General features: G+C 34.7%; 20 protein-coding genes. 12 read left to right on the top strand and 8 right to left on the bottom strand.

All coding sequences use genetic code 11. The features are described from left to right. Positions 1–46: 46 nt before the first annotated feature. On the bottom strand, positions 47–2,566 hold the full coding sequence (gene topA, locus BIW12_RS09945; RefSeq protein ID WP_071184981.1) for a type I DNA topoisomerase: 2,520 nt from the start codon (positions 2,564–2,566) through the stop codon (positions 47–49). A 316-nt stretch (positions 2,567–2,882) separates the two neighbouring features. Here topA and miaB point away from each other — a divergent pair, with 316 nt between their 5' ends. The 8 genes from miaB to groL all read left to right on the top strand — a co-directional run bounded on the left by miaB (position 2,883) and on the right by groL (position 9,921). Beyond that, positions 2,883–4,328, top strand: a complete 1,446-nt coding sequence (gene miaB / locus BIW12_RS09940; protein ID WP_071184980.1) for a tRNA (N6-isopentenyl adenosine(37)-C2)-methylthiotransferase MiaB — start codon at positions 2,883–2,885, stop codon at positions 4,326–4,328. Positions 4,329–4,444: 116 nt separating this feature from the next. Then, positions 4,445–4,591 carry a hypothetical protein gene (locus BIW12_RS16340; RefSeq protein ID WP_157499539.1) on the top strand — a complete coding sequence of 49 codons (147 nt, stop codon included), beginning with the start codon at positions 4,445–4,447 and terminating at the stop codon, positions 4,589–4,591. A 76-nt stretch (positions 4,592–4,667) separates the two neighbouring features. Then, positions 4,668–5,924, top strand: coding sequence for a sigma-54 interaction domain-containing protein (locus tag BIW12_RS09935; RefSeq protein WP_071184979.1), 1,257 nt, complete (start codon positions 4,668–4,670; stop codon positions 5,922–5,924). A gap of 98 nt (positions 5,925–6,022) precedes the next feature. Next, positions 6,023–6,526, top strand: a complete 504-nt coding sequence (locus BIW12_RS09930) for an LptE family protein (RefSeq protein ID WP_083382171.1) — start codon at positions 6,023–6,025, stop codon at positions 6,524–6,526. A gap of 78 nt (positions 6,527–6,604) precedes the next feature. Beyond that, on the top strand, positions 6,605–7,465 hold the full coding sequence (locus BIW12_RS09925) for a tetratricopeptide repeat protein (protein ID WP_071184977.1): 861 nt from the start codon (positions 6,605–6,607) through the stop codon (positions 7,463–7,465). Positions 7,466–7,468: 3 nt separating this feature from the next. Continuing rightward, entirely contained in the window at positions 7,469–7,807 is a 339-nt protein-coding gene (gene secG / locus BIW12_RS09920; protein WP_071184976.1) for a preprotein translocase subunit SecG, read from the top strand. 144 nt (positions 7,808–7,951) lie between these two features. Continuing rightward, positions 7,952–8,227, top strand: coding sequence for a co-chaperone GroES (locus BIW12_RS09915; protein ID WP_071184975.1), 276 nt, complete (start codon positions 7,952–7,954; stop codon positions 8,225–8,227). Between the two features lie 65 nt (positions 8,228–8,292). Then, a complete protein-coding gene (groL, locus tag BIW12_RS09910; protein WP_071184974.1) occupies positions 8,293–9,921 on the top strand; it encodes a chaperonin GroEL in 1,629 nt (542 codons plus the stop codon). A 295-nt stretch (positions 9,922–10,216) separates the two neighbouring features. Here the strand turns inward: groL and BIW12_RS09905 are convergent, their stop codons facing one another. From BIW12_RS09905 to xrtF, 5 genes are all read right to left on the bottom strand, one after another. Continuing rightward, positions 10,217–10,900: a DedA family protein gene (locus tag BIW12_RS09905; RefSeq protein ID WP_071184973.1), complete on the bottom strand. Its 684-nt coding sequence runs from the start codon at positions 10,898–10,900 to the stop codon at positions 10,217–10,219. A 140-nt stretch (positions 10,901–11,040) separates the two neighbouring features. After that, positions 11,041–12,399 carry an MBL fold metallo-hydrolase gene (locus BIW12_RS09900; protein WP_071184972.1) on the bottom strand — a complete coding sequence of 453 codons (1,359 nt, stop codon included), beginning with the start codon at positions 12,397–12,399 and terminating at the stop codon, positions 11,041–11,043. Between the two features lie 15 nt (positions 12,400–12,414). Next, positions 12,415–13,245, bottom strand: a complete 831-nt coding sequence (locus BIW12_RS09895) for a restriction endonuclease (RefSeq protein ID WP_071184971.1) — start codon at positions 13,243–13,245, stop codon at positions 12,415–12,417. 240 nt (positions 13,246–13,485) lie between these two features. Continuing rightward, the gene (locus BIW12_RS09890) at positions 13,486–13,929 is read right to left on the bottom strand and encodes an exosortase F system-associated membrane protein (RefSeq protein WP_071184970.1); all 444 of its coding nucleotides are present in this window, start codon (positions 13,927–13,929) and stop codon (positions 13,486–13,488) included. Then, entirely contained in the window at positions 13,919–14,455 is a 537-nt protein-coding gene (gene xrtF, locus BIW12_RS09885; protein WP_071184969.1) for an exosortase family protein XrtF, read from the bottom strand. Before xrtF ends, BIW12_RS09890 begins: the two co-directional genes overlap by 11 nt. Positions 14,456–14,574: 119 nt before the next feature. Between xrtF and BIW12_RS09880 the strand changes: the two genes are divergently transcribed. From BIW12_RS09880 to BIW12_RS09865, 4 genes are all read left to right on the top strand, one after another. Further along, entirely contained in the window at positions 14,575–15,528 is a 954-nt protein-coding gene (locus BIW12_RS09880) for a hypothetical protein (protein WP_071184968.1), read from the top strand. Between the two features lie 20 nt (positions 15,529–15,548). Beyond that, positions 15,549–16,583, top strand: a complete 1,035-nt coding sequence (locus tag BIW12_RS09875; protein ID WP_071184967.1) for an energy transducer TonB — start codon at positions 15,549–15,551, stop codon at positions 16,581–16,583. Between the two features lie 106 nt (positions 16,584–16,689). Then, a complete protein-coding gene (gene rpsO, locus BIW12_RS09870) occupies positions 16,690–16,959 on the top strand; it encodes a 30S ribosomal protein S15 (RefSeq protein ID WP_071184966.1) in 270 nt (89 codons plus the stop codon). A gap of 189 nt (positions 16,960–17,148) precedes the next feature. After that, positions 17,149–19,293, top strand: a complete 2,145-nt coding sequence (locus BIW12_RS09865; RefSeq protein ID WP_071184965.1) for a polyribonucleotide nucleotidyltransferase — start codon at positions 17,149–17,151, stop codon at positions 19,291–19,293. A gap of 127 nt (positions 19,294–19,420) precedes the next feature. On the opposite strand, the gene BIW12_RS09860 is transcribed toward BIW12_RS09865, so the two are convergent. Next, a complete protein-coding gene (locus BIW12_RS09860) occupies positions 19,421–19,903 on the bottom strand; it encodes a hypothetical protein (protein ID WP_071184964.1) in 483 nt (160 codons plus the stop codon). A 162-nt stretch (positions 19,904–20,065) separates the two neighbouring features. Next, on the bottom strand, positions 20,066–20,563 hold the full coding sequence (locus BIW12_RS09855; protein WP_071184963.1) for a hypothetical protein: 498 nt from the start codon (positions 20,561–20,563) through the stop codon (positions 20,066–20,068). Positions 20,564–20,680: the final 117 nt, after the last annotated feature.

The following is a 20,680-nucleotide window of genomic DNA, read 5'->3' as shown; positions in this document are numbered from 1 at the left end:
CTATTCTCCACTTTTTACTTCCTGAGAACAAAGGAAAATGCTATGATTATTTCTTTTTAGTTGTAGTCTTTTTTGCTGCCGGTTTTTTAGCCGTCGTCACTTTCTTAGCCGGAGCTTTTTTAGTAGGCGTTTTTTGAGCTATCAATTCCTGAACTTCAGCCAAAGTCATTTTGCTTGCATCCACATCTTTACTCAATTCAATTTTGATTTTTCCTTTCAAAATCACCGAACGTCCCCATCTTGCCTTTTCAACCAAAATTCCTTCTTCTTCCCAATTATGAATTACTTTGTCAATGTTTTTTTGTAATTTATCTTCAATCAAAGCTTCAATATCTGATTGTGACAAATTATCAAAATCATATTTTTTACTCACATTGATAAAAATTCCGCCCCATTTAATAAACGGACCGAAGCGTCCTGTTCCTTTTTGAACACCTTCCCCTTTGTAAGTTGCAATTGGTGCATCGGCTTTAATTTTCTCATCAATTAATTCCTGCGCTCTTTCCTTAGTTACCGCCAACGGATCTTCTCCTTTTGGCAACGAAATAAAAACACTTCCATGACGTACATAAGGACCAAAACGACCATTACTTACCTCGACTTCTTCATCCTTATAAATCCCAAGATTTTTTGGCAACAAAAACAAATTCAAAGCTTCCTCCAGAGTGATGTTTCCAATATTTTGCTCTTTCATTAAGCTTGCAAACTTTTTATCTTCATCTTCAGCATCACCAATTTGAGCCATTGGACCAAATTTCCCTAAACGAACCGAAACCGGCTTGCCTGTTGCAGGATCTATTCCTAAAATTCGTTCTCCACTTTCCCTGTCAGCATTGGCTTCAACATCTTTAACCGTTGGATGAAACTGATCATAAAACTCCTGCATCATCTTAGCCCATTCAATATTTCCTTCGGCAATTTCGTCAAAATCCTGTTCAACTTTAGCCGTAAAATTATAATCCAGAATATTCCCGAAATTCTTAACTAAGAAATCGGTAACAATAGTTCCGATATCAGTAGGAACCAATTTCCCTTTATCCGAACCGGTGTTCTCTTTCAACAACTTCTCTCCTACTTTTCCTGATTGCAAAATAAGTTGAGTATAATTGCGTTCCTGACCTTCCAGATTTCCTTTTTCAACATAATTTCTATTGATAATGGTAGAAATAGTTGGCGCATAAGTTGACGGACGACCAATTCCTAATTCTTCTAATTTTTTAACCAAAGAAGCCTCGGTATATCTTGCTGCCGGACGTGAATAACGCTCAGTAGCTGTGATATAATTATTCTGTAATTTTTCGTTCACCTTCATTGCAGGCAACATGCCTTCTTGCTCTTCCTCGTCATCATCATTTCCTTCCAAATATACTTTTAGAAAACCTTCAAAAAGCAATACTTCTCCCGAAGCTGCGAACAACTCACTGTGATTATTAGCTGCAATTTTAACATTGGTACGCTCTAACTGCGCATCACTCATTTGCGAAGCTAAAGTTCGTTTCCAAATCAAATCATACAAACGCGCTTGATCCCTATCGATATTTACGGTATGACGTGACATATCCGTAGGTCTAATTGCCTCGTGAGCTTCTTGCGCACCCTTGCTTTTATTTGCAAATGTTCTTGGTTTAGAAAACTCCTTTCCATAAGATTTGATAATCTCAGCTTCGGCGGCATCCATTGCTTCTTTAGACAAGTTCACACTATCGGTTCTCATATATGTAATCAATCCCGCCTCATACAGACGTTGCGCTAACTGCATGGTAATTCCAACAGGCAAATACAATTTACGCGCTGCTTCCTGTTGCAAAGTAGAAGTAGTAAATGGAGCTGTTGGTGATTTTTTAGTTGGTTTGGTTTCTAAATCCGAAACTTTATAAGTAGAACCGATATTTTTATTTAAAAAATCTTCGGCTTCTTTTTTAGTATTGAAATTCTTAGGCAATTTCGCCTTGAAGGTTTTCCCAGCTTCGTTAGTAAATTCAGCCACAACCGAATAAGTTGCAACAGCTTTAAAATCCTGAATTTCGCGCTCGCGTTCTACAATCAAACGAACCGAAACTGATTGTACACGACCAGCAGAAAGTCCGCCTTTAATTTTTCTCCAAAGAACAGGTGACAATTCGTATCCCACCAATCGGTCTAATACACGACGAGCCTGCTGTGCATTGACTAAATTATAATCAATCTCACGCGGATTATCGATAGCTTTAAGAATAGCATTCTTTGTAATTTCGTGAAAAACAATTCTTTTGGTTTTCTTTTTATCTAATTTTAGTTCTTCCGCCAAGTGCCATGAAATAGCCTCTCCCTCGCGGTCCTCATCACTTGCCAACCAAACCGTTTCGGCATTTTTAGACAAAGATTTCAATTTAGTAACCAGGGCTTTTTTATCGGGAGAAACTTCATATTTAGGCTTAAATCCATTTTCTACATCTACCCCGATTTCCTTTGAAGGCAAGTCGGCAATATGCCCGTAACTTGACTCTACTTGGAAATCACTTCCTAAAAATTTCTCGATTGTTTTTGCCTTTGCAGGTGACTCAACTATTACTAAATTCTTTGCCATTGCTATGTTTTTCTGAGACAAAAGTAGAAGATTTTTTTAAATATCGAACTTTAGATTTATTTTTTGGAAGAAATAACACTTTATAAGCTTACATATATCTAGGTGTAATATTTTCGAAGAAAGAGAAAAAGCATAAAAAGACACAACTGCAATTACTTCTTTAAAATCACTCTCCAAATTCAACATCACAAATTAACCCCAATAACTATCGGGATTAATCTTCATTCTAAAATCCTTTAAATTTTGTTAATTCTTCATCTGACATCTTGTCATATCCGTTTGATTTCTCTTATCTTTGTACTTTGAAACAACTCGAATGGAAAAGATTATTGAAGAGAGCAAACAAGGCGAAAGTCTTGTACTGGAAAACAAACCAGAGAACACTAAAAAATTATATATTGAAAGCTATGGCTGTGCGATGAATTTTTCGGACAGCGAAATAGTTGCTTCTATATTATCCGGTAACGGATACAACACCACTCAAATTTTAGAAGAAGCCGATTTGGTTTTGGTAAATACTTGCTCTATTCGCGATAAAGCAGAGCAAACCATTCGCAAACGTTTAGAAAAATACAATGCGGTAAAACGCATCAATTCAAAAATGAAAGTGGGCGTTCTTGGCTGTATGGCAGAACGTTTGAAAAGTCAGTTTTTAGAAGAAGAAAAAATAGTCGACTTAGTTGTTGGCCCTGACGCTTACAAAGATTTACCAAATCTTTTAAGCGAAGTTGAAGAAGGTCGTGACGCCATCAATGTGATTTTATCAAAAGAAGAAACTTACGGCGATATTTCGCCAGTGCGATTGATGAGCAACGGAATTACAGCCCTAGTTTCAATCACCCGTGGTTGCGACAACATGTGTACTTTTTGCGTGGTTCCTTTTACCCGCGGTCGTGAACGCAGCCGTGAACCACAAAGTATCATGGCAGAAATTCAGGATTTATGGAATAAAGGCTTTAAAGAAATCACATTATTAGGTCAAAACGTGGATAGTTATTTATGGTACGGTGGCGGATTGAAAAAAGATTTTGAAAACGCAACCGAAATGCAAAAAGCAACTGCAGTAAATTTCGACCAACTATTAGAAATGGTTGCGGTTACTTTTCCTAAAATGCGTATTCGTTTTTCGACCTCAAATCCTCAGGATATGCACGAAAGCGTTTTACATATTATTGCAAAATACCCAAATATCTGTAAACACATTCACCTGCCTGTGCAATCAGGTAGTAATCGAATTTTAAAAGAAATGAATCGTTTGCATTCTCGCGAAGAATACATGACTTTGATTGATAAAATCAGAAGTATTATTCCCGAAGCAGCCATTTCACAAGATATGATTGCCGGATTCCCAACAGAGACCGAAGAAGATCATCAAGACACATTGAGTTTGATGGAATATGTAAAATATAATTTTGGTTATATGTATTCGTACTCCGAACGTCCGGGAACTTTGGCAGGAAGAAAAATGGAAGATGATGTTACCGAAGAAACCAAGGCCCGAAGATTACAGGAAATTGTCGATTTACAACAAAAACACGCTTGGTTCCGTTCAGAAGAATTCATTGGAAAAACAGTTGAAGTATTAGTTGAAAAAGTTTCAAAAAAATCTAAAGAAGAATTCTCGGGAAGAAACTCTCAAAGTATTACAGTGGTTTTCCCTAAAGAAAATTACAAAATAGGTGATTTTGTAAATGTAAAAATCACTTCTTGCACTAGCGGAACTTTGAAAGGAGAAGCGGTTGGATATTCTGAAATGAATTAGGTTTTTAATCATTGCGAGGAACGAAGCAATCACCATAAAACAAGTTCGAAGCAATTGGAATCGATATACAAGATGTGATTGCTTCGTTCCTCGCAATGACAAATAAAAAAAATAAAATGACACGAAAACAAATACTAATAGTTATAATAACTTTCATCATTGGATTTGGAACTACTTTCTATATTATTAGAACTTATTTTCTAAAGCACAAAGTAGAACAAACGAATAAAATCAAAGATACTTTGACAATTAGTAAAGAATAAATCTGCGAATTTGCGGTTAACAAAAATGAGATTGCTTTGCTTCGTGCCTCGCAACTCCTCGCAATGACAACACAATATGGAATCAGTTCAAAACATAAAACAACGATTTGAGATTATTGGGAATGACCCAAAGCTCAATCGCGCGATAGAAAAAGCCATTCAGGTAGCTCCTACTGACATTTCAGTGTTAGTTACCGGAGAAAGTGGTGTTGGTAAAGAAAATATTCCAAGAATCATCCATTCGCTATCACACCGAAAACACGGAAAATACATAGCCGTAAACTGTGGTGCCATTCCCGAAGGAACTATTGACAGTGAACTTTTTGGTCACGAAAAAGGTGCTTTTACAGGTGCAACCAGCACTCGTGAAGGTTATTTTGAAGTTGCCAATGGCGGAACCATTTTCCTTGATGAAGTAGGTGAATTACCACTTACTACCCAAGTTCGTTTGTTGAGAATTCTTGAAAACGGCGAATTCCTGAAAGTAGGTTCTTCTCAGGTTCAAAAAACCGACGTGAGAATTGTAGCAGCGACCAATGTGAATTTGTTTAATGCTATCGAAAAAGGAAAATTTCGTGAAGATTTATACTATCGATTAAGTACCGTAGATATTGCCTTGCCACCTTTGCGAGACCGTGAAGAAGACATTCATTTATTGTTTCGAAAATTTGCCGCCGATTTTGCTCATAAATACAAAATGCCTCCGTTAAAACTAGATGAAAATGCGGTGCAATTATTGCAAAAATACCGTTGGAGCGGAAATATTCGTCAGCTTAGAAACGTTGCTGAGCAAATTTCGGTTTTGGAAACCAATCGCGACATCACGGCAACAACTTTGCAATCTTATTTACCGCCAACAGAAGGCAGCAACCTTCCTTCGGTAATTAAAAGCAACAAAAGTGAAAGTGATTTCAGTACCGAAAGAGATATTCTATACAAAGTGCTTTTTGACATGAAAAGTGATTTGAATGATTTAAAAAAACTGACTCTCGAACTAATGAAAAGCGGTGCTGCAAAAGCACAGGATATTAATCCAAATTTGATTCAGAAAATATACGGTTCTAAGGAAGAAGACAGCGAAATCGAGTTTGAAGAGCAACCGGTAACCGCTGTAATGACACCAACGCATAACGAAAATTACAGAGAAACCGAAGACAATTATCTTTTTGCCGAAACCATCGAAGAAGAGGAAGTATTGCGCTTAGAGCAAAAAGAAATCGAAATGATTAAAAAATCATTGGAAAAAAACAAAGGAAAAAGAAAAGCAGCAGCAGATGAACTAGGAATTTCAGAACGAACGCTGTATCGAAAAATCAAGCAATTCGATTTATAAAATAATTAAACTACAAATTCCAATTATTATATTTGGACACAATTGGAATTTGGAATTTTATCCCGAAATTTCGGGATTGGAATTTTTCAAAAAATATTATGAAAAAAATACATTCTCTTTTTGCATTAATTAGCCTTTTCATGTTGAATGGTTGTGGAATTTACAACTTTACAGGAACAGGAAAAATTGATGCTAAAACCTTTCAGGTTAATTTCTTTCAAAACAATGCCGATTTAGTTGAACCCGGAATTGACCGAACTTTCACTCTGGCCCTACAAGATATCCTAATTAATCAAACTAATTTAAACCTGGTCAGTACTGGTGGTGACTTAGTTTATGAAGGTGAAATTACCGATTACAGAATTAGCCCTATGACGGCTACTGCCGACCAACAAGCGGCTCAAAACCGATTAAAAATAAGAGTCAATGTACGATTTACAAATAAAAACAAAGAAACAGATGATTTTGAAAAAACATTTGAGTTCTTTTATGATTTCCCTGCAACCACACAGTTACAAGGCTCTGTTTTAAACACCGCATTAAAAGAAATTTTTGAAAGAATCACTCAGGATATTTTTAATGAATCATTAGCTAAATGGTAACAAACAGTTGGTAATATTTAGTGTTCAGTTTACAAACTAATACTGAAAACTGCAAACTAAAATCTGAACATAAAAAAAATGAACGTAACCGATTATACTTATTTAATTAACAAACCCCATACAATTACCGAAAAGCAAACCCTTGCTTTAGAGAAAGTACTGGATGAGTTTCCGTATTTTCAAAGTGCCCGAGCCTTGCGCTTGAAAGGACTCTACAATGAAAATAGTTTTAAGTACAATTCGGCATTAAAAGTTACGGCAGCACATACTACTGACAGAGCTGTTTTATTTGACTTTATCAGTTCAGAAAGCTTCAATGCGATTCAAAAAGAATTATTCGAAAAGAAAACAAACGAATTACTTTCAATCCATGTAATTGACAGTATCGAAGTAATTCCAACAAAAAAAGCAGCCATCAACGAAAACAGTATTGCATTCAAAAATACAACTTCAATCAATACCACAGAAGAATTAGCTGAAATTAAAGAACCAACTCCAACTCCTGAAGAAAAACTGGAAATTGGTAAACCTTTAGAATTTTCTAAAACCGAAACCCATTCTTTCCAGGAATGGCTTCAACTTTCAAGAATACAACCTATAATTAGAGAAGCGGAAACTAACAATAGTTCAAAAAACACAGCTTCGGATGAGGATTTAAAAAAGAAAAAAGAATCCATTATCAATAAATTCATTGAAAACAATCCGAAGATTTCACCCATAAAAGCAGGAACTACGGCTAACCTTAACATAGACATCAACAAAGAAGACACCAGTTCGTTGATGACAGAGACTTTAGCCAAGGTATATTTGGAACAAAAAAAATATCAAAAAGCAATTCAAGCTTATGAAATATTAATTTTGAAATATCCAGAAAAAAGTAGTTTCTTTGCAGACCGCATATCGGATATTAAGATTTTACAACAAAACAATAATAATTAAGTAATGAGCACATTTTCAATTTTTTTAGTTTTAATAACTATAGTTTGTTTTCTACTAATTGTAGTAATTATGGTTCAAAACCCTAAAGGTGGTGGATTATCATCTTCAATAGGTGGTTCACAAATGTTAGGTGGTGTACAAAAAACAACCGACTTTTTAGACAAAAGCACCTGGACATTAGGTATCGTTTTAATAGCTTTGATTATACTATCAAGCCTAAGCTTCAACGGATCTATGAGCGACACCGAATCTAAAATCATTGACAATACTGAAGCAGCAGCACCTGCTACTCAACCAACGGCTCCTGCCACTCCGGTTGCTCCTGCTGTTCCTGCAAAATAATTACTATTCCCAATAGATATAAAAAAAATGCCAGCCTGTCAAAAGCTGGCATTTTTCATAAGAAAAAATGTCAGTCTAAGTAGGCTGGCATAATTTCTGAATACCAAATGCAAAATTTAATTAATTCATTTAAAATAAAAAATCATGACATTAAACATTAAACCACTTTCAGACAGAGTACTGATCGAACCAGTTGCAGCTGAAACTAAGACAGCGTCAGGGATTTTTATTCCAGATACTGCCAAAGAAAAACCACAAAAAGGAACTGTTGTAGCCGTAGGAAATGGCACAAAAGATCATGAAATGACCGTAAAAATTGGAGACACTGTACTTTACGGAAAATACGCCGGTACCGAACTAAAATTAGAAGGTACTGACTATTTGATTATGAGAGAAGATGATATTCTTGCAATAATTTAATCCGTATTAAGAATTAAGTACAAAGTATTAAGATTTTTAAAACAACAATAAAAGTAAAAAACAAAATGGCAAAAGACATAAAATTTGATATCGAAGCACGTGACGGACTAAAACGTGGTGTTGACGCATTAGCAAATGCAGTAAAAGTAACTTTAGGACCTAAAGGTCGTAATGTAATCATTGGAAAAACTTTTGGTGGACCAACAGTTACTAAAGACGGTGTTTCTGTTGCAAAAGAAATCGAATTAAAAGACCCATTAGAAAATATGGGAGCTCAAATGGTAAAAGAAGTAGCTTCTAAAACCAATGATTTAGCCGGAGACGGTACTACAACTGCAACAGTTTTAGCTCAGGCTATCGTAAAAGAAGGTTTGAAAAACGTTGCTGCCGGAGCTAACCCAATGGATTTAAAACGCGGTATTGACAAAGCAGTTGAAGCTATTGTTACTGACCTTGCCAAACAATCTCAGGTGGTAGGAAGTGATTCTGACAAAATCAAACAAATTGCTTCTATTTCGGCAAATAACGACGAAGTAATTGGTGAATTAATCGCTACTGCTTTTGCAAAAGTGGGTAAAGAAGGTGTTATTACTGTTGAAGAAGCTAAAGGTACTGATACTTTTGTTGACGTAGTTGAAGGAATGCAATTTGACAGAGGATATCTTTCTCCATATTTTGTTACTAATTCAGAAAAAATGGAAGTGGAATTAGACAACCCTTACATTTTATTATACGACAAAAAAGTTTCTTCTTTAAAAGAATTATTACCGGTTCTTGAGCCAGTTGCTCAATCAGGAAAGCCACTGTTGATTATTGCGGAAGATGTAGATGGTGAAGCACTTTCTACTTTAGTAGTAAACAAATTACGCGGAGCATTAAAAATTGCTGCTGTAAAAGCACCAGGTTTTGGCGACAGAAGAAAAGCAATGCTTGAAGACATTGCTATCTTAACCGGAGGTACTGTAATTTCTGAAGAAAGAGGTTACACTCTTGAAAACACCACTATCGAAATGTTAGGAACAGCAAAAAGAGTAGCTATCGATAAAGACAACACTACAATTGTAAGCGGTGCCGGTGAAGCAGAAATGATTAAAAACCGTGTGAACCAAATTAAAGGTCAAATGGAAGTTACTACTTCTGATTACGACAAAGAAAAATTGCAGGAGCGTTTGGCTAAATTAGCCGGTGGGGTTGCTGTACTTTATGTTGGTGCTGCATCTGAGGTTGAAATGAAAGAGAAAAAAGACCGTGTTGACGATGCCTTACACGCAACTCGTGCAGCGGTAGAAGAAGGAATCGTTGCCGGTGGTGGTGTAGCCTTATTGAGAGCTAAAGCTGTTTTAGCAGAACTTAAAGCTGAAAACGCTGACGAAGCAACAGGAATCCAAATCGTTTCTCGCGCTGTTGAAGCTCCATTGAGAACTATTGTTGAAAATGCTGGTCTTGAAGGTTCAGTTGTAGTTGCAAAAGTAGCTGAAGGAAATGCCGATTTTGGATACAATGCTAAAACTAACGAATATGTTGACATGCTAAAAGCAGGAATTATTGATCCTAAAAAAGTAACTCGTGTAGCATTAGAAAATGCAGCATCAGTTTCAGGAATGATTTTAACTACTGAATGTGCTTTGATTGACATCAAAGAAGAAAACGCAGCTGCTGGCCACATGGGCGGTGGAATGCCGGGAATGATGTAATATTTTAAAATTACAATCCCGAAGTTTCGGGATAAATTCCAAATTGGAAATAAAAAATCCGTCTTGATTCATTTCGAGACGGATTTTTTTTTTTCAAATTTCAATATAGATAACAAATTCCATATCTGAAGCTTCAAAGATACCGTAATCACATTGACTACGCTTTACATAATGGCATTAGCTTTCATAACGATCTTTTCTGCGTATCGTTATTTCAGGACGGGACAAAATAGAAAACAAAAAATCCGTCCAGTTATCGGGACGGATTTTTTTATACAAATAAAATGCTATTTTATTACTCTTTAGATTCCGGTAGTTTCTTTGCTAATTTAATAATTACAGGCAACAAAGTCACCATAACCAATCCGATGACAATAATCTCAATATGCTCTTTTAAATCAATTTGGTAATTTTCAAGTAGAAAACCATACAAATAATGACCTGCAAAAATCAATGTAAAAGACCATAATAAAGAACTCACAACATTAAAAAACATAAATTTCTTTTTATCCATTGTCACAATTCCTGCTACAATAGGTGCAAAAGTCCTAAAAATAGGCAAAAATCTGGCAAAGATAATGGCTCTCCCACCGTGTCTTTCAAAAAAATCTTTTGACTGAATAAGATACTTTTTCTTAAACCAGAAACTATCTTCTTTATTATACAAATAATAACCACTTTTAGCCCCAAACCAATAACCTACGGTATTTCCTAAAATACCTGCTAAAGCAATCATTGATGATAACAAAGTGACATTAACAAAATCACTTTCGATAAAAAGTATATTTTCTATTAATTCACGATTATAAATCCCAGCAAGAAAAAGCAAACTATCGCCCGGTAAAAAAAAGCCGGCAAACAAACCTGTTTCAGCAAAAACAATAAACAATACAATATAGATTCCCAGTTTTATTCCATTTACATCAAAATGAATATAAAAAAGAGGGTCTATTAAATTTTTCCAGTCAAAACTATCCATTCTTCAAGGTTTTATTCAAAATATTTTTGGGCGTGAAAGTAAGAATAAATTAGTTGAACCACAATTTATTCGTTCCTTTTTAAAGTTTTATTAACGATAAAAAAGTTTCTTGAAGAATACTACTATTTTTTGTGTATTTGCTAAAATTCAAATTCCTGCCCCATCAAAGGAACTGAACAATTAACACGATAGATTTCTTTAACTTTAAGACGTAATTCATCGGCAGCGGCTAGCTCTCCGTGAACTAAAAAAACTTTCTTTGGTTTATTTTCTAATTCAGAGAGCCAATTCAACAAGTCAGCCTGATCACCATGAGCCGAAAGCCCGTTGATAGCTACTATTTTGGCACGTACATTATAATAATTACCATATATTTTAATAGACTTTGCCCCTTCAATTAATTTTCTCCCTCTGGTTCCCTCTGCCTGATAACCCACTATAATGATGGTTGTATCAGGATTTCCGATATAATTTTCTAAATAACTCAAAACACGACCGCCCGTAATCATCCCGCTTGCAGCAATTACCACCTTAGCACCTTTGTTATTTATTGCTGCCAAGGTTTCTTCGTAATCAGAATTGATTACAAACATATTGCTCATTGTATGACAATCAGGAATACTTAATTTATGCCATTTGGGATTATTAAAAAAAACTTCAAAGGCGCCCACTCCCATTGGAGAATCAACAATATAAGGAATATCAGGAATTCGTCCTTCTTTTTTTAATTCCCATAATAAGTACATAATTCCCTGAGCCCTTTCTACTGCAAAACTCGGAATAATCACCGTTCCTCCTTTTCTGAATGCGGTATTGATATAATCTTCCAATTCTAATTTAGGATCGGTATCAGGATGCAAACGGTCTCCATAAGTACTTTCTAAAAACACTAAATCGGCTTTTTTAGGTTTAATCGGAGGATACAACAACACATCATTATCCCTGCCTAAATCTCCCGAAAACACCAAGGTTTTTCCTTCCAAAAACAAACTGATACTACAGGCTCCAATAATATGTCCGGCCGGAGTGAATACTGCTTTAATTTCCGAATCAAATCCGAATATTTTTTCCGGTTGTACAACATTAAAAAGTGGAAACACTTTTTTTGCCTGTTCAACGGTATATAAAGGCTCGGCTATTTCGTGCTTGGAATAATTCTCTTCGTTGGCTTTTTTAGCATCTTCTTCCTGAATTTTAGCACTGTCTATCAATATCAATTTGGCTATTTCCATTGTAGGACTGGTGCAAAATATTTTGCCACTAAAACCCTGATTTACCAGGATAGGCAGCCAGCCACAATGATCTAAATGCCCATGTGTTAATAATACAAAATCAATACTCGAAGCCAACACCGGTAAAGGTTCCCAATTGAGTTCCCGCAAAGATTTTATCCCCTGAAACAATCCACAATCGATTAAAACACGGACACCATTATTGCTTTCAACCAAAGTTTTAGATCCTGTTACTGTTCCTGCTGCCCCTATAAATTTGATTTTCATATTGTTTCATTTAAATTAAAAACACTTACACAATTCAGACACTTCTTTTAAAACATTTTTAATCCTGTTAGAACTAACACCGATTTCTTTTAAAATCGATCGATTATCTACTAATTCTTTAACCAGAATTACATCTAACAATAAAATTTTTTCTTTTTCAGCCCTTGACAGAGTAGTCAAACAGGTTACAGGATACAAACAATCAATATTGTTACGGGATTTTAAACTTCTTTTTTCGGGATAATCCCAACTCAGTAAATTAATACCCGAACATTCTGCAAAAGCAATAGCATCGGCTGTAAAACGGGTATTGGTAACAATCCAGCAATCGGTTATTTTTTCTTTACTTGAAAAAAGATTATAAGTCTTGTGTCTTAAGTCATTGAACCTGGAAAAAACATACATGGGTACTTTGACATCCGAAGCCGCTTGCTTTCCGCCGTGGAATTTGCATTCAACCATAGCAACCATATCGTTCTTTTTAATCAGGATATCCACTTCGTGCATGACACAATTACCCTGTAAAACAACATTGGTCTTGGTAGTATATTTTTCGGCCTCAAAAAGACGTGCAATGTATTTTTCAAAATAAAATCCTTCGGGGCCCAACATTTCTATGGCAGCTCTCAAGTTGTATCGGGCTGCATGGGAATTAGTATGCTTCTTTAACAAAGCAAATGCTTTCTTGTAAATATTCTTGGTCGAAATTCCCTCGTATATTTCAGAAGTAATTTCTTTAACAATAGCTTCGGCGGTAAATGAGTCGGCACCTGATTTCAATAAAGATTCGACCAGTTTTTCCGGATTAAAATTTACAACTGCACCTGAATGTTTTACAATTTTCATACTCCAATTGATTAAACTTATATACAACTACAATGCTTTCTTAAAGTTACAAAAAAATAAAGGCAAACGCATAAATTTTATTTTTGCCACGAATTACACTGATTTTATCTGCCTTTGCCGGATTCGTGTAATTAATGACATCTCAACTTGTGTTATTTCATGCAACCTGCCTGTTGGCAGACAGGTTCGTAGCTGATTTTTTTATTCCGGAAACTGATGCTTTCGCTCTGAAAAAAAATACTAAGAATGTTGTTTTTGAAAATAAAATGCGGGAATAAAGAGTAAAACAAATATAGGCTGGATTAAAAATCGTCGAACATTAAACAGTAAAAAATTATTTTCGGCACCATAAAAATAAATTACTGAAAAGAACAAAAACAACAGCAATACAAAAGCTATCAAATAAAGAAAAAAAGAAAACCGAATCATCGTAACATCTTTAAAAATCACATAAAGCAAGCCTAATGAAAGTAGCATATTCAAGCCATAACGAGACAATAAATTCAAAATAAGTAAGAAAGTATTAAAAACCGGTAATGGCAAATTGTTAAAATCACTTTTAAAATAAGCCAGGAAAGGATCATAAAACAAAACCTCTTCATAAAAACGAACCAGCACAAGACAAAAAACCAATACTGAAGCCAATAGCAATTGAACAGGATGAGCAACTATTTTATTTAGCATACAATGAAAATTTATTGACCCAAATTACCCATAAAACAAACACTACCCCATAAATAAACAACGGAAAAACCACATCGTGCAATAAGGATTCCTGCTCCGGAAACCAGTAAAGCCCCATACACAACAAACCAATTCGTATTATATTTAAAACATAAATAAAAGCACTCCCCCCCATTATAAACAGCAAAGTAGATTTTAATTTACCCGAAAAAGACACCACAAACGAAACAAACAAAACCATAACACTAACAGCATTACAGCCTTCAATCATTCGAGCCATATACTGACCATTATAAAGCAACATTATAAAAGGAACACCCGGAACTTCCTTAGCTAAAAAATTGACATTAAAAAAACTAAAAAGAGCTTCGGTATTTCTAGCCACTATCCTAGTTAGGGAATCAACAGAATTCTCATCAAACCAAGACAAATACCCCTGATAAATCAAACTCAAAACCAAATAAGTCAGAAAAAATTTGGTCAGAAAAACCAAAAAAGGGCGATATAGAATAAGGTATTTTTTCAAAGTTTGATTTTTTCAAATTTATGCAAATTACAGCAATGATCACTGTTAAAATAAATTCCACAAATGTAATACAATACTGTAGTACATTTCATTATATTTGAAAAAAAATTATATTAAAAATGAAAACCTACCTACTAACCACTTCATTGTTATTTGCCACTATGGCCTTGTATTCGCAAATTATTAAACCTACACGTTACAATTTAGACTCTTTACATTTCCCAACAGAAAAAAGCGATTATAAATACATGAGAGTAGTTGAAAATTATAAAAACCAACCTGATTTATTTGTTTTTACCGAATATTATCGTTCAGGCAAAGTAAGCATGAAAGCTATTTCTACAAAACACGAAGAACCTAGATTTGAAGGACCTCGCATCGATTATTATGAAAATGGAAATAAAAAAAGAGAAACACAATACAGCAAAAACCAAATAAATGGAAAACAAATTGAATGGTACGAAAACGGAAATAAAAAATTCGAGAAAATTATAAAAACAGACCTTAAAACTATGCAAACAGTTACTCAAATACTTCAATACTGGAATGAAAACAATGAACAAAAAGTAATTGACGGAAATGGTTTTTATGAAGAAACAAATGGAGGCACAACCGAAAAAGGTGAAATAAAAAACAGTAAAAAACAAGGTGTATGGACTGGAAAAAACAGCAAAACAAATTCGACTTTTACAGAGACCTATGAAAACGGAGAATTCATTTCAGGAATTAGCATTGACAATAACAACATCGAACATCCTTACCAAGTGCTTTTTAAAAAACCGGAATATAAAGACGGCATGGCAGCTTTTTACCAATTTATTGGAAAAAATTTCAGACTACCAAAAAACATTACTACCAATGGACTTAAACCAAAACTTTATGCCTTATTCAATGTTGATACTGAAGGAAAACTTGTTGACATTAAAATAGTAAAAGACCTTGGGTTTGGCACAGCAGAAGAAGCAATAAGAGTACTAACAAAATCCCCTAATTGGAATCCGGGAATATACAGAGGAATCCCCGCTAAGGCATCTTATACTTTACCAATTGCAATTCACACTCCTAACAACTAAAAATAACCGATTGACAAAAAATGAAAACCAAAGTATTAACCACCACTTTATTATTAGCCATAACAGCTTTATTCGCACAGGATAATGGAAAAAAATTATTATTGCTTGATTCTCTGCGTCTTGTTACTACAGATAAAAATTACGTTTATATAAGGACTATAGAAGATTACAACATAGAAAAAGACTTATATGCAGTTTCCGAATACAATAAATCCGGAAAAATAAACATGAAAGCTTTTACTAAAAATAAAGACATACTCCAACTAGAAGGTCTCCGTATTGATTATTACGAGAACGGAAACAAAAAACAAGAATCTAACTACACTAACAATAAGTTAAACGGAAAAAAAACAGATTGGTATGAGAATGGCACTAAAAAACTAGAAGCAGAATACATAATTGATGATAAAAAAAAGAAAACAACCAAACTTAAAATCAATCAATTTTGGGATGTCAATGGAGTACAAAAAGTTACTGATAGCAATGGTCAATATGAGGAAATTCATAAAGAACAAGATGCCTCTGAAAAAACGACACAGTATGGATTTGGAAATATCAAAAATGGTTTCAAAGATGGAATTTGGCAAGGATGGATACAAAATCCAAATATAAAATACACTGAAAACTACCAAGATGGTCAATTTATTTCAGGAAAAACCGTAGACGAAAACAATGTTGAAACAGTTTACAATGTTTTAGAAAAAAAACCTGAACCTAAAGGTGGCATGGAAAGCTTTTACAGATATATCGGAGCAAATTACAGAACTCCCAATATTGAAGGGCTAAGCGGAAAAATATTCTTATCATTTATTATCGACAAAGACGGTAAAATAGTAGAACCTAAAATTCTTAGAGACATTGGTTATGGCACAGGAGAAGAAGCTATTCGAATTTTAAAAAAATATGATGGTTTTACCCCAGGAGAACAAAAAGGGAGAAAGGTAAGAGTTAAGTATTCTTTACCAATATCTATACAAGCCCCTAGAAGAAGCAATCAAATGCAACCTTCACAACCAGGAACAAATATGATGAGAAACACAAATCCCCGATGGTAAAACAGAAATAATTGATTTCCATTGTAAATTCAAAATAATGTATTACTTTTGCTGCCGTCTTACAATAATTGTTTGACATACATAATAATCATTAAATAATATTAGCATGTACTTATCTAAAGAAGTAAAAGCAGAAATCTTCGCTAAACACGGAGGAAAAGCAGAAAACACAGGATCAGCAGAAGGACAAATCGCTTTGTTCTCATTCAGAATCAACCACTTGACTGAACACTTGAAAAAAAATCGTCACGATTACAATACTGAGCGTTCACTTGTGAAATTAGTAGGTAAAAGAAGAGCTTTACTTGACTACTTGAAAAAGACCGAAATCAACAGATATCGTGAAATTATCAAAGTATTGGGTATCAGAAAATAGTCAATATAAAAAAGAGGTGCGCAAGTACCTCTTTTTGTTTTTAACAAATTCAATTTTCTCCTGCCGGACGGCATTGAAAAAAAAATAAAAAAAAGTTTGGTTTTTCATTGGGTATTACGCATTAACTACGCGCACAACAACTACAACACAACTATCACCCATAGTATAAACTAAAACAAGGAAAAATTTATGATTCCACAAGTAAAACAAGAAATTATCGATTTAGGAGATGGAAGAAGCATCTCAATCGAAACAGGTAAATTAGCCAAACAAGCTGACGGTTCAGTGGTTGTTCGTTTAGGAAACTGTATGCTTTTAGCAACAGCAGTATCTGCAAGAACCTCTAACCCAGGTGTTGACTTTTTACCATTAACGGTAGATTACCGTGAAAAATTTGCCGCTGCAGGTCGTTTCCCTGGAGGTTTCTTTAAGAGAGAAGCTCGTCCAAGCGACAGCGAGGTATTGACAATGAGACTGGTTGACCGTGTATTGCGTCCACTTTTCCCGGACGATTACCACGCTGAGACTCAGGTAATGATTCAGTTAATGTCTCATGACGACAACGTTATGCCGGACGCATTAGCCGGTTTAGCAGCATCAGCAGCTTTAGCTGTTTCTGACATTCCATTTTACAACTTAATTTCTGAAGTTCGTGTTGCACGTGTAGACGGTAAATTAGTTATCAACCCAAGCAGAGAAGAATTAGAACAATCAGACATTGACATGATGATTGGAGCTTCTATGGATTCAGTTGCAATGGTAGAAGGTGAGATGAAAGAAATTTCAGAAGCTGAAATGATTGAAGCTATCAAATTTGCTCACGAAGCTATTAAAGTTCAAATTCAGGCTCAACAACGTTTAAGAGCGGCTGTTGGAAATCCTGAATACAGAACTTATGAAGGCGAAGTTGAAGACGAAGCTGTTTATGCAAAAGTAAAAGCGGCTGCTTATGACAAATGTTATGCAATTGCTGCAGAAGCATCAGGAAAAAGCGAAAGAGGTGAAAAATTTGCTGCTGTAAAAGAAGAAGCAAAAGCTTTGTTTACAGAAGAAGAATATGCTGAAAACGCTGACTTAGCAGGATTAGTTGGAAAATATTTCTACAAAACCAATAAAGAAGCCGTTCGTAATGTAATCCTTGAACAAGGAATTCGTTTAGACGGAAGAAAAACAACCGAAATCAGACCAATCTGGTGTGAAACTGATTACTTACCTTCTGTACACGGTTCTTCATTATTTACACGTGGAGAAACTCAAGCTTTGGCTACAGTAACCCTTGGAACTTCAAGAGAAGCTAACCAAATCGACTCTCCATCTGAACAAGGAGAAGAAAAATTCTACTTGCACTACAACTTCCCTCCTTTCTCAACTGGTGAAGCTCGTCCGTTAAGAGGAACTTCAAGAAGAGAAGTAGGTCACGGAAACTTGGCTCAAAGAGCATTAAAAAACATGATTCCCGCTGATTGCCCTTATACAATTCGTGTAGTTTCTGAGGTTTTAGAATCTAATGGTTCTTCTTCTATGGCAACGGTTTGTGCCGGAACTATGGCATTGATGGATGCAGGAGTTCAAATGGTAAAACCAGTTTCTGGTATTGCTATGGGATTAATCACTGACGGTGAAAAATTCGCTGTACTTTCAGATATCTTAGGAGACGAGGATCACTTAGGAGATATGGACTTTAAAGTAACCGGAACTGCTGAAGGAATCACTGCTTGTCAAATGGACATCAAAATTGACGGATTGCGTTATGACATCATGGAGCAGGCGTTAAGCCAGGCTCGTGACGGACGTTTACATATTTTAGGAAAATTAGTTGAAACTATCGCTACTCCTAGAGAAGATGTTAAAGCACATTCACCAAAAATCATTACCAGAACTATTCCTGGAAACTTCATTGGAGCATTAATTGGACCTGGAGGAAAAGTTATCCAAGATCTACAAAAAGCTACCGGAACTACAATTGTAATTAATGAAGTAGACGAACAAGGAGTTGTTGAAATTTTAGGTACTAATCCTGACGGAATCAAAGCGGTATTAGCTAAAATTGATTCGATTACATTCAAACCACAAATGGGTGAAGCTTATGAGGTAAAAGTAGTTAAAATGTTGGATTTTGGTGCTGTAGTTGAATATACTGCTGCTCCAGGAAACGAAGTTTTATTACACGTATCTGAACTGGCTTGGGAACGTACTGAAAACGTTGCCGATGTAGTAAAAATGGGCGATGTATTCCAAGTAAAATACTTAGGAGTTGACCCAAAAACTAAAAAAGAGAAAGTGTCTAAAAAAGCACTTATCGCCCGTCCTCCACGTGAGGCTAAACAAGAGTAATCAGATCTTAGTTTACTAAAGGTTTATTATAAAAAATCCCTTTCGTCCTGACGAAAGGGATTTTTGTTTTTTAATAACATACTGAAATATAAACGAAAGCTAGCCGGAGGATAAAATTCAAGCTAATTTATGGCTTATAAAAACTTATTTTTCTAACTATACCACTAGCATTATACTCTATTAAAAAACCAGCATCCCAGTTTAAATAATTTAATTTAAGCACAAGATTACTTCTACTCTTATAGCTATTTGGAAATTTAGTTTCCAAACTTGAAATAGTATCACCTACTTTTATATTTTTGGGACTAAACAAATAACTTTTTCCGGTTATCTCAAAAGATTCCAGAGAATTATTAGTAACATATAAAATCAATCCATTATTATAGGTATATTTTTTCCCCATAACATTATCTATTTCAAAAAAATAATCTTCTATACTATCAGGCTGTCCAAAAGTCTTAAGAATTAGTGGCACATCATTGTTACCTGAATTGATCTTAAAAATAATTCCATTTATGGTCAACCCATTTTTATTTATAGTATTGTGTTTTTGCGCAAAGCCACAACAAAAATTGATTAAAACAAATACCGTGAAAAAATTTTTTCTCATAACTTTTTAACTGTTAGATTTTTTTGATTACAAATTGAATCCTATAAACCAAATTTATCATTTAAAATCCAGTAATTACAAATTTGAAATTTGACAATTAAAAAATCCATCACGAAATAAATCAGGATGGCCTTCTTTTTTTTATAGCTTCACCAAAAAAACTTATTCTTTATCAATATAGGTTTTATTACCATTTTTATTAATGTAATACTTCCCTCCTTTTGGACCGGTATATACCTTATTTCCATTATAAGTTCCGGTAACCTTATCTTTAGTAGCCACTGCTTTTTCTTTTGTTGCTGTGGCTTTTTCTTTCACTTTAGACTCTTTTGCCAAAGCATTATCTTTAGCTATTTGCGCTTTATTGGCTGACATATTTGTTCCTGCTTCTTTCTTAGCTTTTAGCTCTTTTTTAGCTTTACTCGCCAATTCCTCTTTTTTCATATCGGCAGCTTCTTTTTTAGTCTTAGCCTCATCAGCTAATTTCTTTTTTTTATCCGCAGCAGTAGCTGTCTTTTCTTTAGCCATCTGATCCGCTTTTTTCTTATCAGCTGCAAGTTTTTCCTTTTTTTCTTTCAAAACAGCACTACCACTAGCGTCTTGCGCATAAAATTGACTTGAAAAAGTCAGAAGTAAACAAAATAAAATCAGTTTTTTCATGATATGATAATTTTAAGATTAAGTAATAAATTTACTCAACTTTGAGATACAAAATACAGTTTTTAGAAAAAAATACAATAAAAAAATAACTACAAACCACTAATTATCAACAACAAA

The sequence above is a fragment of the Flavobacterium commune genome, assembly GCF_001857965.1.
In the GTDB taxonomy this organism is placed as follows: Bacteria; Bacteroidota; Bacteroidia; order Flavobacteriales; family Flavobacteriaceae; genus Flavobacterium; species Flavobacterium commune.
This window is presented reverse-complemented; position numbering and strand designations above follow the sequence as displayed.

Bases quoted from the DNA above. Each gene is read 5' to 3' on its own strand.
- topA (WP_071184981.1), bottom strand. From the start codon at position 2,566: ATGGCAAAGAATTTAGTAATAGTTGAGTCACCTGCAAAGGCAAAAACA.
- miaB (WP_071184980.1), top strand. From the start codon at position 2,883: ATGGAAAAGATTATTGAAGAGAGCAAACAAGGCGAAAGTCTTGTACTG.
- BIW12_RS16340 (WP_157499539.1), top strand. From the start codon at position 4,445: ATGACACGAAAACAAATACTAATAGTTATAATAACTTTCATCATTGGA.
- BIW12_RS09935 (WP_071184979.1), top strand. From the start codon at position 4,668: ATGGAATCAGTTCAAAACATAAAACAACGATTTGAGATTATTGGGAAT.
- BIW12_RS09930 (WP_083382171.1), top strand. From the start codon at position 6,023: ATGAAAAAAATACATTCTCTTTTTGCATTAATTAGCCTTTTCATGTTG.
- BIW12_RS09925 (WP_071184977.1), top strand. From the start codon at position 6,605: ATGAACGTAACCGATTATACTTATTTAATTAACAAACCCCATACAATT.
- secG (WP_071184976.1), top strand. From the start codon at position 7,469: ATGAGCACATTTTCAATTTTTTTAGTTTTAATAACTATAGTTTGTTTT.
- BIW12_RS09915 (WP_071184975.1), top strand. From the start codon at position 7,952: ATGACATTAAACATTAAACCACTTTCAGACAGAGTACTGATCGAACCA.
- groL (WP_071184974.1), top strand. From the start codon at position 8,293: ATGGCAAAAGACATAAAATTTGATATCGAAGCACGTGACGGACTAAAA.
- BIW12_RS09905 (WP_071184973.1), bottom strand. From the start codon at position 10,900: ATGGATAGTTTTGACTGGAAAAATTTAATAGACCCTCTTTTTTATATT.
- BIW12_RS09900 (WP_071184972.1), bottom strand. From the start codon at position 12,399: ATGAAAATCAAATTTATAGGGGCAGCAGGAACAGTAACAGGATCTAAA.
- BIW12_RS09895 (WP_071184971.1), bottom strand. From the start codon at position 13,245: ATGAAAATTGTAAAACATTCAGGTGCAGTTGTAAATTTTAATCCGGAA.
- BIW12_RS09890 (WP_071184970.1), bottom strand. From the start codon at position 13,929: ATGCTAAATAAAATAGTTGCTCATCCTGTTCAATTGCTATTGGCTTCA.
- BIW12_RS09880 (WP_071184968.1), top strand. From the start codon at position 14,575: ATGAAAACCTACCTACTAACCACTTCATTGTTATTTGCCACTATGGCC.
- BIW12_RS09875 (WP_071184967.1), top strand. From the start codon at position 15,549: ATGAAAACCAAAGTATTAACCACCACTTTATTATTAGCCATAACAGCT.
- rpsO (WP_071184966.1), top strand. From the start codon at position 16,690: ATGTACTTATCTAAAGAAGTAAAAGCAGAAATCTTCGCTAAACACGGA.
- BIW12_RS09865 (WP_071184965.1), top strand. From the start codon at position 17,149: ATGATTCCACAAGTAAAACAAGAAATTATCGATTTAGGAGATGGAAGA.
- BIW12_RS09860 (WP_071184964.1), bottom strand. From the start codon at position 19,903: ATGAGAAAAAATTTTTTCACGGTATTTGTTTTAATCAATTTTTGTTGT.
- BIW12_RS09855 (WP_071184963.1), bottom strand. From the start codon at position 20,563: ATGAAAAAACTGATTTTATTTTGTTTACTTCTGACTTTTTCAAGTCAA.